The 13,321-nt window shown below is 29.7% G+C and carries 12 protein-coding genes and 1 riboswitch; of the genes, 1 reads left to right on the top strand and 11 read right to left on the bottom strand.

Annotated elements, in window-relative coordinates; genetic code table 11:
* Positions 1 to 309: 309 nt before the first annotated feature.
* The 10 genes from V6137_RS04625 to V6137_RS04580 form a co-directional block, all read right to left on the bottom strand.
* Positions 310 to 804 carry an ECF transporter S component gene (locus V6137_RS04625; RefSeq protein ID WP_425446715.1) on the bottom strand — a complete coding sequence of 165 codons (495 nt, stop codon included), beginning with the start codon at positions 802 to 804 and terminating at the stop codon, positions 310 to 312.
* Between the two features lie 102 nt (positions 805 to 906).
* A complete protein-coding gene (locus V6137_RS04620) occupies positions 907 to 2,274 on the bottom strand; it encodes a cobyrinic acid a,c-diamide synthase CobB (protein WP_425446714.1) in 1,368 nt (455 codons plus the stop codon).
* A gap of 266 nt (positions 2,275 to 2,540) precedes the next feature.
* The gene (gene cobC, locus V6137_RS04615; protein WP_425446713.1) at positions 2,541 to 3,113 is read right to left on the bottom strand and encodes an alpha-ribazole phosphatase; all 573 of its coding nucleotides are present in this window, start codon (positions 3,111 to 3,113) and stop codon (positions 2,541 to 2,543) included.
* A gap of 10 nt (positions 3,114 to 3,123) precedes the next feature.
* Positions 3,124 to 3,855, bottom strand: a complete 732-nt coding sequence (gene cobS, locus V6137_RS04610) for an adenosylcobinamide-GDP ribazoletransferase (RefSeq protein ID WP_425446712.1) — start codon at positions 3,853 to 3,855, stop codon at positions 3,124 to 3,126.
* A 13-nt stretch (positions 3,856 to 3,868) separates the two neighbouring features.
* Positions 3,869 to 4,429 (bottom strand): bifunctional adenosylcobinamide kinase/adenosylcobinamide-phosphate guanylyltransferase, encoded by a 561-nt coding sequence (gene cobU, locus V6137_RS04605; protein WP_425446711.1) that lies wholly within the window; start codon positions 4,427 to 4,429, stop codon positions 3,869 to 3,871.
* 129 nt (positions 4,430 to 4,558) lie between these two features.
* A complete protein-coding gene (locus V6137_RS04600; RefSeq protein ID WP_425446710.1) occupies positions 4,559 to 5,341 on the bottom strand; it encodes an ABC transporter ATP-binding protein in 783 nt (260 codons plus the stop codon).
* Positions 5,342 to 5,345: 4 nt separating this feature from the next.
* Positions 5,346 to 6,392 carry a threonine-phosphate decarboxylase CobD gene (gene cobD, locus V6137_RS04595; protein ID WP_425446709.1) on the bottom strand — a complete coding sequence of 349 codons (1,047 nt, stop codon included), beginning with the start codon at positions 6,390 to 6,392 and terminating at the stop codon, positions 5,346 to 5,348.
* 10 nt (positions 6,393 to 6,402) lie between these two features.
* Positions 6,403 to 7,353 carry an adenosylcobinamide-phosphate synthase CbiB gene (gene cbiB, locus V6137_RS04590; protein ID WP_425446708.1) on the bottom strand — a complete coding sequence of 317 codons (951 nt, stop codon included), beginning with the start codon at positions 7,351 to 7,353 and terminating at the stop codon, positions 6,403 to 6,405.
* Between the two features lies 1 nt (position 7,354).
* Positions 7,355 to 8,842, bottom strand: coding sequence for a cobyric acid synthase (locus V6137_RS04585; RefSeq protein WP_425446707.1), 1,488 nt, complete (start codon positions 8,840 to 8,842; stop codon positions 7,355 to 7,357).
* A 203-nt stretch (positions 8,843 to 9,045) separates the two neighbouring features.
* Positions 9,046 to 9,229, bottom strand: a riboswitch (cobalamin riboswitch).
* Between the two features lie 364 nt (positions 9,230 to 9,593).
* Positions 9,594 to 11,720, bottom strand: a complete 2,127-nt coding sequence (locus tag V6137_RS04580; protein ID WP_425446706.1) for a YcdB/YcdC domain-containing protein — start codon at positions 11,718 to 11,720, stop codon at positions 9,594 to 9,596.
* A 249-nt stretch (positions 11,721 to 11,969) separates the two neighbouring features.
* Here V6137_RS04580 and V6137_RS04575 point away from each other — a divergent pair, with 249 nt between their 5' ends.
* Entirely contained in the window at positions 11,970 to 12,836 is an 867-nt protein-coding gene (locus tag V6137_RS04575) for a phage holin family protein (RefSeq protein ID WP_425446705.1), read from the top strand.
* Positions 12,837 to 12,874: 38 nt separating this feature from the next.
* Here the strand turns inward: V6137_RS04575 and V6137_RS04570 are convergent, their stop codons facing one another.
* On the bottom strand, positions 12,875 to 13,261 hold the full coding sequence (locus V6137_RS04570) for an ATP-binding protein (RefSeq protein ID WP_425446704.1): 387 nt from the start codon (positions 13,259 to 13,261) through the stop codon (positions 12,875 to 12,877).
* Positions 13,262 to 13,321: the final 60 nt, after the last annotated feature.

The following is a 13,321-nucleotide window of genomic DNA, read 5'->3' as shown; positions in this document are numbered from 1 at the left end:
ATTGTAACTTAGACTTCAGTTGAAGGTTTCTTTATTTCTTCTTTATTCTCTAAAAAAGTTCCGGAGAATGAATTCTCCTCTACCTTTTAGAAGAATACTTATGACCATCCACCGGACAGGGTATGCCTCGTCCCTACATTATCAGTTAGGGGATTGTGAATCCCCTAACCCCAAACAACAGAATGAAATTTTACGACCATCGGGAGTAAAATCTCCTTATTTATTCTTTATTCTCTATTCTTTATTCTTTATTTTAAGTTCTTTATTCTTTACTTTTAAAATTCTTCTTTCTTATTTACCCATTCTTCTTTATTTAAAGTTTCTTTTGCCTATTACTTTAAATATAATATAAGCAAATACTATATTTATCGCTGAAACCAAAGTTAATGTCGGTAAGAGTATTTTAAATAACATCCATCCTCCCGGTTCTATTCCTAGAAAAGTAGTAACCGGTACAGTCATTAATGTCAAAATAGGTCCATTTATTAATATGGCAATTATTATAGCCACTAACCAATTTATTTTTCTATAGATAAACCCAAAGCTATACCCTGCTATTGCCATACCTATCATAACTAAGATATGTAATGGTAATGAATAGGGAAAGCCGTTTATTGCAGCAGTTCCTATATGACCTAAACCACATACAATAGCCCCTGCAGAGGGACCTAAAAATAATGCTGCAAAAAATCCCGCCAATGAGTCAAAAGCAATAGAACCATAAACAGGAAACATAGCCCCTACAATTGAGATAGCTATAAATAATCCACAATAGGTTATATTTTGGGTTAATTTATTAGTCATTTTTTCAATCCCCTTTTAAAAAAATTTCAAAGAATGAATCCCCCAACAACAAAATTGTAGCTTCGACTTCAGTCGAAGGTTTCCTTATCTATTCTTTATTCTCTATTCTTTTTTCTTTAAATTAAGTTTCCATTTCAGAAATTCTATATTACTATAAAAATGAATATGTCCATATCCAGCTAAAACATTCTTTTTTATCACTCCACATTTCCACTGATTTTTAACTTGTCCATTCCTTACTTTTTTAACATCATATATATAATCCAATTTATCATTATCTATTATTTTCGACCTATGAAATTCATGGGCTTTTATATCCGTGTCATCATTTATATTTATATTTACATATCCAAATCGCTGAAGTCTTTTAGTCATTATTCCCTTTGTTGGCAAAAATCCTACCATATTATGATAATTGCCATCTAAATCTTCTATTCCTTCTGTTAAATACATAAGACCACCACATTCACCATATGCGGGTAGTCCATTTTCTAAATGGTTTTTAAGATTTTTTCTAAACTCTTCATTTTTTTCTAAGCCTTTAGTAAATACCTCGGGAAATCCTCCACCTATGTATAGTCCATCAACCCCTTTGGGTATGTCTTTATCCTTTAATGGACTAAAGGGAACCAGTTCTATTCCCATTTCCTTTAATAAATCTATATTATCTTGATAATAAAAGCTGAATGCTTTATCTTTAGCTATACCTATTTTAAGACCTTTTTTACTATCTTTTAACTCCCTATATAATGGATATTCCATATTTTCAACAGTCTTATTGTATGCCAAATTTTCCATAGTATCTAAATCTATATAAGCTTCTACTAGTTCTGATATCTTATCAATTCTATTTCTTAAATCATCTATCTCTTCAGCAGGTATAAGACCTAAATGTCTACTATTTAATGATATATCTAGGTTTGACGGTAGATAACCAATACAGGGTATTTTCACATCCCGTTCAATTACTTCCTTTAATATATTATAGTGTTTTTCTCCAGAAACCCTATTTATTATTACCCCCGCTATATTTACATCTTCATCATACATTTTGTAACCTAATACTTTAGCCGCTGCACTTGAAGACATACCTTTACCGTCTATAATAAGTATTACAGGTGCATCTAATATTTTAGACATATGGGCAGTACTTCCTTCATCCTTTTCTATACCAAAACCATCATAAAGCCCCATAACCCCTTCTATAATTGCCATATCTTTATTTTTTATATTTTTATTAAATAGATATTTTAGAGTTTTTTCTTTTAATAGCCAGCTATCTAGGTTATAGGATGGATTTCCCGTTACAAATTTATGAAATCCCGGATCTATATAATCAGGTCCAACTTTAAAGGGTGCCACCTTTTTATCTCTTTTAGTTAAAGCCCCCATTATACCAAGGCTTATTGTGGTCTTCCCAACTCCACTGGATTCCCCAGCTATGATTAAGGCTTTAGTTTTTTTAGTCATTTTTTCACCTCTGAAATCTGTCTTTTATTAATTTAAGTTCCGGGGAATGAATTCCCCCCTACGTTTCAATTTCATAGTCTCTACCAAAACTCTATATTATCACTTTCATCTTGCTTTATGGGTTGGAGGATTGCGAATCCCCCAACAACAAATATTAAAGTTTTAGGAGGCCCTGGACCGGGCATGCCCGGCCCCTACGTCATTTAACTTTACTCCCCTAGGAGTAAAATCTCCTTATCTATTATTTATTCTCTATTATTTATTCTTTAAATCAAAAGTACTCCAAACCCATCATTATATTCCATCTTCACAACACACCCAGGGTCTATCTTAAAATTCCACATTTTTTCTAATTTTAAATCCAATAATGTGGTTAATATAACCCCTATTACACCGCTATGGGTTACTACAACATAAGTCTTATCTGTATTTTTTATTTCACCTAAAAAATTAGCTATCCGGCTATGTACATCCATTAGACTTTCCCCTTCTGGTATCCTATAATTTACATAGTCATCTATCCATCTTTTAGATTCTTCTTTATATTCATTACGTATTTCTTTATAGGTTTTACCCTCAAATATTCCAAAATTAAGTTCCTTTAATCTATTATCAACCTTTACTTCTTTATTAAATTTACTTCCTATAATATTGGCTGTATATAGGGTCCTTTTTAATGGACTTGAATAAATATAATCTATATCTTCTCCAATTATTTTTTCTATCCCTGCATCCACTTGCTTCTTTCCTTTTTCTGTAAGATCATAGTCGGTCCATCCGCTATATCTTTTATTTTTGTTGGCCATAGTTTCACCATGGCGAAGTAGTATAAGTTTCATAAAATCATCCTTACAACAATTTAAAAGTTAAATAACTTACAAATAAAAATACCGTCTGGGATATTTCTATAACAAATCCTATGGTATCTCCTGTCATTCCGTCTATCTTATCTTTTATATATTTAGTTATAGCTAAAACAGTAACAAATGTTATTATTTCTCCAATCAATATTCTATATCCCAATAATATGTAAGATATAATCATTGTGTATAATAAAGATATTAGCACTTCTTTTATACCACTATTATTTATAAATGTAGTTCCCATCCCCAATTCTTTCCGGGCATAATTACTTACTGATGCCGATATTATAGAGCTTGTTCTACCTAATATGGGAAGTAAAAATAAAATTTTATAATCTATGTAGTTACTTAATGCTATATTAGATATAAGTATAAATATAATCCCAATAACACCGAAAGTCCCTATCCTGCTATCCTTCATTATCTCCAAAACCCTTTTTTTGTCCCTATTACTAAATACCCCATCAAAGGTATCTGCAAGACCATCTATATGGAGTCCCCCTGTTATCCATATATACATCATCCAGCTAAAAACTATAATTATCGGTTTATCTAGATATTTATCCAAAAGGGATGGTAAAAAAATAAAAGCACCTATTAGTGTCCCTATAAGGGGAAATAACTTAATTCCTCTTTTTAAGTCTTCTTCTCTATATTCGTATTTATATTTGATAGGTATTCTAGTAAAAAACACTATCATAAGTAATAAACTTCGCATATAATCCCACCAATCATTTTATTTTAAGTGGTATTCCCGATACAGTTAAATGTACTTCGGTGGCCTTCTTCGCTAAGTACTGATTTCCACGACCTGCTATATCTCTAAAAATACTTCCTAATTTATATGATGGTACTAATCCCATACCAACTTCATTTGTTACAACTACAAAATTTTTATTATAGTCCTCCATTATCTTGAGTAATGAATCTATTTCATTAAATATTTCTTCCTCTAATTTATCCACTTCTTCCATGGTAATCTTGTAAAAGTCATATCCACTTTCGAGTATTAAATTTGAAATCATAATGGTCATACAATCTAAAATAATAGTATCTGCATCTAAAAAATCTTGGTTGTTTTTTAAAGTATTAAAACCTCTGTATTTTTCTATGGTTGTCCATTCCTTTGGTCTTGAGTTTCTATGTTTTTTTATTCTGTCCTTCATACCATCATCAAAGGCTATGGCAGTGGCTATATAAACTATATTTTCTCCAATCTCCTTAGTTATTTTCTCCGCCAACCTACTCTTACCACTCCTAGCCCCACCGGTTACTAGCGTTAAGTTTAACATTTTATCACCCCACTTTTTTAGTTGACAATGTGCAAATCGGTAAAGCCGATTTGAATATAATATTTTACGAACAAAGAGAGTAAAATCACCTTAAATTGTCCTCTCTCCATTCTCAATTCTCCTCTAAAGTTAAATCGCTTTCGGTACAATAATAGGATTTCTATCTTCCACCCGCTTTATTAAATCAACCTTTATGCCATAAACATCTTCTATATTTTTTTCGGTTATGACCTTATCTGGAGTATCCATTTCCTTTATTTTTCCGTCCTTTAAAAGAAGTATATGATCACTATATCTGCTTGCCATATTTATATCATGTAGAGTTGTTATAATAGTAAGTTGTTTTTCATTATTTAGTTTTTTACATAGCTTTAATATATCTATCTGATGTTTTATATCTAAATGGGATATTGGTTCATCTAATAACAGTATATGGGGATTTTGGGCAAGCGCCCTCGCTATCATTACCCTCTGTCTTTCTCCACCACTTATTTCATTTATTCCTTTATCCCTTAAATGCCAAGTAGATGTATTTATCAAAGCTTCTTTTACTATAGCCTTATCTCTTTCTCCTTCAGATTGAAATCTATTAAGGTAGGGATATCTGCCCATCATGGCAACATCATACACAGTAAAATCAAACTCTAAATCTGTTCCTTGGTGTACAACTGCAAGCTTTTTAGCTAAGTCCTTTTCCTTTATGCTATTTATTTCTTTATTATCTATGAATATTTTCCCTTTATAGGGTTTTAATATATTACATATATTTTTAAGAAGGGTTGTTTTTCCAGATCCATTTGGTCCTAATATACTTATAAAACTTCCCTTTGATACATTCAAATTTAAACTCTTAAGTATATCTTCAGTGGTATATTTAAAACTTAAATTTTCGATATTTATTATATTTTTCATTATATTACTCCCCTAGGATTTTTTTTAAAGTCTCTATAAGCTTTACATTTTCATTATGACTTCTTATTGTGGTTCTTATATAGCTTTTATCTAATCCATCAAAGTCTTCACATGTCCTTATATATATATCTTCTTCTATTAATAATTTTTTTAGCTCCTGTCCTTCCAATTCCTTTAATTTAATTAAAAAGAAATTTGCCTCACCATAAAAGACTTTTATATTTTTTATATTATTAAGTTCTTTCCATAAAAACTTTTTTTCTCTATTATACCAATCTAATGTTTTATCCATATATTCATTATCCTTTAATATAATTTCTAAACTGTTTAATGCTAAACTGTTTAAAGTCCAAGGTTCCTTATTTTCATTTAATTTATTTATTAGTTTACTACCTCCTAGACCATACCCTAACCTAAGACCTGGTATTGCATAAAATTTAGTCATAGATCTAAGGATAAAAAGATTATTTTTATCTATTAACTCTATATAGGATTCCTTATCTACAAAATCTATAAAGGATTCATCAACAAATAAATAGGAGTTTATATCATTTATTTTATTAAGTATTGGCTTTATATCATTTTTATTGGTAAAAATCCCTGTTGGGTTATTAGGATTACATAATACTACAACATCCGGTTTTAATTTATTTATTTTATTCAATAGTGTGTCTTTATTTATCTTAAAATCATTTATTTCCTCGGAAATATAACTAAATATATCACTTCCTGCTAGTCTAAATCCCCTTTTATATTCAGTAAATGTCGGCTCTATTATAAGGACTCTTTGGGGTTTAGTAGCCCTTGCAAATAAATATATAAGCTCTGTTGCTCCGTTTCCTAATATTATATTATTGTCCTTTATATTAAGGTGATTTGACAGCATCTTTTTATGGCTTTCACCATCAATCTCTGGATATGTTATTATACTTTTTAAATTCTTTTTAATATGGTCATATAGTTTATCAGATGCTCCTAGTGGATTTACATTTACACTAAAATCTAATATATCCTTCCTATTTTCTCCAAAATATCCACCATGCTTATTCATTTAACCTCTCCTATCTTACTATCAGAACTAATAGTCCCAATAATATCTGGGAAACATACATTATCCTAATAGTTTTTAAAATATGGTCGTTTTGTAAAGTAACGTTATCGTCTCCTATTGTAGGTTTATAAAGGGTTTCTCCAAAATATGTGTTTGTCCCCCCCAGTTGTATGTTAAGTAATCCTGCCACTGCACTTTCTGGATAAGCACAGTTGGGGCTTTTGTGATTTTTCCTATCCCTTAACAGCATTTTAGATCCATTGTTGAAATCATATCTAAGGATTATTCCAGCTATTAGCATAATTAAACTCCCCAGTCTAGCAGGAATAAAATTTGCCATATCATCAAGTTTAGCCGATGCATATCCTATATCTCTATAGGGTTTTTGTATATACCCCACCATTGAATCTAGGGTGTTTATTGTCTTATACATAAATACCATTTCTATAGGTACTCCCAAGTATAAACCAAGGATTAAATAAAATGTTGGAGCTAGAACCCCATCTATAGTATTTTCTGCTACGGTTTCAATGGCTCCCCTTATCACCTGTTTCTCTGTAAGGGTTTCTGTATCCCTTCCAACTAAATAGGAAAGCATCTTTCTCCCCTTTTTAATATCATTATTTTTTATTGCATAATATACCTTTTTAGTTTCAATATCTAAACACTTAGTGGCAAGGGAAGTATATGCTAAATAAGTTCCTACTATATAGTAGACTACTGGGTGAATCAGTTTAGATAAGTATAATATCCCTCCCACTATAAATGTAACTGTGATAATACTTAATCCCGTTAGAAAAAATCCACCTATTTTTAAATTGATTAGTTTTTGTTTTCTTATTAAATTTTCATACCTTTTTATAATCCATCCTATATACCTTATTGGATGGGGCCAATTTGGGGGATCCCCTAAAACAAAGTCTAAAATTATTGCAATAACTATTATATATACTTCCTTCATTTTATAACCCCATTATTTCTTTTATTTTATTTATATTAATATTTTTCTCCATATTATCAGCCAGTTTATCATATTCTTTTTCCTTTAATTCATAATAGCTTAAAGACTCATCACTGCATTCTATTCCCTTTTGTTTCTTTAAAAATTTAATTATATTTTTTCTAAAATTGTCATTATCGAATATTCCATGTAGGTATGTTCCAATAACAGTTCCATCTTCACTAATTGCACCATCTAATCTACCATCTTCAAGCCTTAATATATGGGAGCTTTCCCCTAACATTTCCGTTTCTCCCATATGTATTTCATAACCGGTAACTATATCTCCTTTATCATCAAATACTGGTGAATCTACAATAAATTCCCCTTTAGTTTGAGTTGTGGTCTTATTTTTTAACATTGTTGTTTTTATATCTAATATTGATAGTCCATTTATTCTATTTAAATCAGATTCCACTAAATATGGATCTACTATTTCCCTACCTAGTATTTGATAACCACCACATATCCCTATAATAGGTACTCCCTTACGTCTTTTTCTATATATTTCTCTATCAAACCCATTGTTAAATAAGTATTCTGCATCTTTTATTGTGTTTTTACTCCCTGGGATTATTATCATATCCATATCCTTTAGCTCTTCTGTATTTTTTATATACTTAACATTTAAATCCTTTTCTATTTCTAAGGGAGAAAAATCTGTAAAATTCGATATATATGGAAGCCTTATGATTCCTACATTAATCTCTCCACTGTTTTTATTATCAAATCTAGTTGTTACACTATCCTCATCATCAATATTTACATCCATATATGGAACTACACCCAGACATGGTATATTTATCTTCTCTTCTATCATTTTTATACCAGGCTCTAAGATTTTAACATCTCCTCTAAATTTGTTGATAATAAAACCTTTTATTCTTGCTCTTTCCTCTTCAGCCATAAGCATTATAGTTCCATATATAGATGCAAAAACTCCACCTCTATCTATGTCCCCCACAAGTATAACTGGGGAATCAATCATCTCAGCTAAACCCATATTTACTATGTCATTTTTCCTTAAGTTTATTTCTGCAGGACTTCCAGCCCCTTCAATAACTACACAGTCGAAGTTATTGTCTAGATTTTGGTACGCATCAATAATATATTTTTTAAACTCCGGCTTTTTTTTATAATAATCCATAGCCTTCATATTCTTATAAACTACACCATTTAATATGACTTGGCTCCCCACATTACTGGTTGGTTTTAAAAGTATTGGATTCATATCAACTCTAGGCTCTACCCTTGCAGATTCCGCTTGAACTGCCTGGGCTCTACCCATTTCCTTTCCCTCCTTAGTAACAAAGGAATTAAGGGCCATATTTTGAGACTTAAAGGGTGCCACATTATATCCATGGTTATTTAATATTCTACATAAGCCCGCAGATAATAAGCTCTTCCCTACTGAAGAAGCTGTTCCTTGAAACATAATATTTTTAGCCAAAAGATCATCCCCATTCTTGTTGTAATAGTTGTAATAGTTGTATTTCTTTGTATTTATTGAAAATAAAAACAGTTAAGTCTATTCGCCAACTCTTTACCCCCATATATTTGACCCTCAATTTCAAAAAACAAAAAAACACATAGGAAGGTTTCTATGTGTTATTCATCAAATGAATATACTACATACTTCCCTCCGAAGTAATTGTATCCCTGTTCTTTATGGCAGGTCTCCTGACTTACAGTTCACTTTACTCTCTTCTCCTTCCCAGTATCACCAGTGGTAATAGAAGATTTCATCCCTGATCACAGTAGCGGGGGCTGTAGAGGATTTTGACCTCTTTCCCTTTTAAACTTTTCTAAGAAAAGTACCACAAAGATATTCAGTTTTTAAAGTTACCTTCATTATAGTTAATATAAGTTTTTTTGTCAACTTAGAACAACGGCACTTTTGATGTCCATTTGTTCGGTGTAAGGTAGCAGAATTTATATAAACCAAAGGGCTCCCTTATATAAGGGAGCCCTTTGGTTTATTACGAAAAATGGGGTTTAAATCATAATAATTTTTTTAAGGGACTGATTCCAATATTTCTTCTAAATTTATCTAATCTAGGGGGATATAAAGTCCCTGTAACTATATTGTACACTTTAGAAAATTATATTCAACATATATTTGAAAACTGGTCGTTTTTTTAGCATATTTGGCAACACCCTTACATTTTTTGTCTTTTTATATTGAATAATGTCGATATGATTTAAGAGCTTATATTTAAATAATTATATATTAATATACAAGCCCCTTCCCTAGTTATTTGAGCTTTAGGGTTTAAATTTCCATCCTCTAAATTTATTATATCCAACCCTTTAGCTAAAGCTATATGACCTATAAGATTAGGGTCTATTTCCTTTACATCATGGAATTCCAATTTGTATATTCCCTGTAATGATGCAACTTTATCATAGCCTAAAAATCTTATAATATATTTTATAGTATCCTCTTTTGTTACACTTTTCTCTGGATTCTTTTCTTTTGCTGTTATAATATTTGTACTTATCAGCCTGTCATATAAAACTTCATCAAATTTGTCATCATCCTGAAACTCTGGAATGTAGTATCCTTTAGCTTTAGCCAATAAATACAATAATTCTCTCTGTTTTATTTCTTGGTTGGGCTTAAATTCATCTCCAGGAAGTGCTATTCCATATTGTGCCAATACTTCTATCTTAGATTTAGCTTTACTATCATCTATATCAGTATAACTTATTATTTTATTTTCTTTATATGATTCTCCATCACTATACAATATATCTCCTGTAATTCCATCTATATTAAGGGGTTTATCTTTTTTCACTGAGTATACTAATTTTGCCATCTTTCCTTTAGATGTCACTTCACTACGATAAATATAGTCATTATCTTTAGATTTATAAACCAATTCTAATCCTATCTCATCAAATAATATATCATAGGCTTTGTCTAGTTTAATAACCTTTTCTAAATCAGATTCAATTGGCAGTTTATCTTTATACCATTTATGACTGTAGGATCCAATTTCCCCTGAAGTTGTATCTATAGTTATATTAAATCCGTCTTCCGATACATATACTCCATTTTCTTTTCTTATGAAGTTAAATCTATATGCCAATGGCTTTTCTTTCTCTTCTAGAGGTCTGATTTCCGGTACTTCTCTTTTAACATATTCTACTCTATCAAACTTATCTGGCTCCATTTCTTTTATAAATTCTTTAGCTATTTTTAGAGACTCTTCTTTATTGTATTTAACTTTTTTATTATCATCCTTTGGATAATATTTATTAAATGATAATATGTCTTTTGACTTTGCATCTAGAGTAACATTTAAGCTAGTGTGTTTTCCATTATCTTTTTTCTCAAAAGATAGTCTCCATATATAGTCATCATTATTTCTCCAATTAGTATATAGCCTACTATATGAAAGTTTTGTTTTATCATCTAGTTTAAAGAAGTCCCTAGCTATTTTTTCCGCCTTTTCTTTAGATATAAGTCCCTTAACATTTTCAATAGCTTCCTTTTCCTTAGGATCAAGGCCATATTTAGAAGCCATATTAGCCTTATCCTCTTCAGTTATATTTCTATATAAATAACCATAATCATCAATTATATCTCCTGTTTTAGCATCTATAATTCCCTTTTCTAATGTAGTATATACAATATAGGGTATATACTGGTCATTGTCATATTTAAATTTATATACTAGGTCTAATCCTAATTTTTCTTTATAGATCTCCTTTACCTTATCAATTGATATAATATTTGCTTTGCTATCAAAACTTATATTTTCATTCCAATTGCTACTGAATCTCTGCACTTCTCCTGTATAGTTATTAACAGATATTTGTAAATTGTTTTCATAATAAGGCACTTCATTTTCTACCCTATGGAACTTTAAGTTATAGTATTTGCTGTTAATATTTAATGGTCTATTATTCTCCTCATATTTAATTTTATCTACTAAATCTGGTCTTACTTTTTTTACAAATTCCTTTGCCTTTTTAAGGGCATCACTTTTACTGATCTCTGCTAACTTAGGAGTTTCTTGTGAAGAGTCAGGTTTATAACTGTTATAACTTGTTACTTTTCCATTATTGTTAATCCTTACACTTATTTCTCCCAACTGACTTTTAGTATCGCTCCACCTTAAATAATATTCAGTATCTCCATTGTTGCTATTAATATTATAATCAAACTCATCATAGTCAGCTGTAATATTAAATAGTTTCTTTGCCTTTAGTATAGCTTCCTTAAGTTCTTTATCATAACCATCATTGGCTATGATTTGTGATGGCAATAATATAGTTATCGTCATCATAGTGATAAGTAATAAAGATATTACACGTTTCATAATACTCCTCCTTATATTTGAGTTCTAAGTTTAGGGCTCACAAGTCCTTCTAACAACTGATAAAAAACTGGTAATTCCCCCAATAGATAATTAAAAATTTAATAGACATTCAATGATAAATATCTTATATATAAATATAGACGGTTTGAAAACTTAAAAGTTCCATTTAACAGAAATTTTTATCAAAATAAAATTTAATACATACTATGTATTAGGACAGTATATTAATTATGTATTGGGGATAGAATTATGAACAGACTTAGTTATTTATTAGAATTATCTTTCATTTCAGGAATAGTTGCCTTTTTAGAAAGTTTTTATAACCATATTGATATATCCTATATAGTACTTTTGACTTTGATCATAGTTGATACTCTAACTGGATTAGCTGTTGCTTTAAGATATGGTAGATTTAGTAGTAAAGGCTTATGTAAATTACTAAAAAAGATAATAACCTATTCAACAGCTATTTTTACTGTTAAACTTTTGGAAATCGGGGTAATAACAATAGTTCAAACAACTCTTTTTTCTAGACTTATAGTAGCTTTTTTAGAAGTTACTGAAACAGTTAGTATATTAGAAAATTTAACAATGTTAGGGGTACCACTGCCTTCAAACTTTATAACTTTTTTAATTAATAATTTAAAAATTCCAGGATTAAGTAAAGTTATAAAGGTTGGAAGAAAAAATGAAAAGGATATATCAGAAATAAGTGATATTATAAAATATCAACTCCCTCTATTTGATGATAAGGATGTTAAAGATTTATTAAAAATTCGATTTAATCTTTGGAAGGATATTGCGCTACAAATTAACAAAGTCTTCAAATATAATGGAACTTCTGGCAATGAACATTTATACTATAAAATAATGTCTATCATCAAAACAGAAGCCAAAGAAATGGAAGTTGACCTTAAAAAGAAAAGTATACCAAAAGAGTATATTAATACATTCCACAATAAATATGAGCCTTTAGTAAGCAAATGGCTAAGTAGAGTTGAAAAGATTTGTTTTTCTAATAAGTCAGATGAAGAAAAGAGAAAAGATATCATAGATAATATAGTTATAACCTGCTATCAGACTATATTAATTGCCCATAAGGTCTTTTCTAAATAACTTAAATATACAAAAGATAAACTCTCTTTTTTTGAGAGTTATAAATATTTTATACAAACTGCTTTATTTTTATTTACATAAAACTCATCACTTAATCCATCTACAATAACTAAACCCCTTCCATTACACTTTAACTCCATTGGATTATATTTATTCTTATCATAATAAAATCCTAGTCCTTCATCGGTAACTTCTATCTTTATATGATCATTATCAAGTTCTAAATATAAATCTATATTTTTATTTACATCATTTCTATTCCCATGTATTGCACCATTGGCAACTAATTCATGTAATATCAACTTTATGTCAAATAATAGTGTGTCATCATTAATATCTTCATTTATTTGTTTTAATATATTTTCTAAAAATGATTTAATCTGAGATAAATCACTACATATTGATTTATTAATAATAATACTCACTAGAATCACACCCACCTAAATTGTTATAGTATATAATAATATGAAAACATCCATATTTTT

It is taken from the genome of Dethiothermospora halolimnae (assembly GCF_037577855.1).
In the GTDB taxonomy this organism is placed as follows: Bacteria; Bacillota; Clostridia; order Tissierellales; family VENL01; genus Dethiothermospora; species Dethiothermospora halolimnae.
This window is presented reverse-complemented; position numbering and strand designations above follow the sequence as displayed.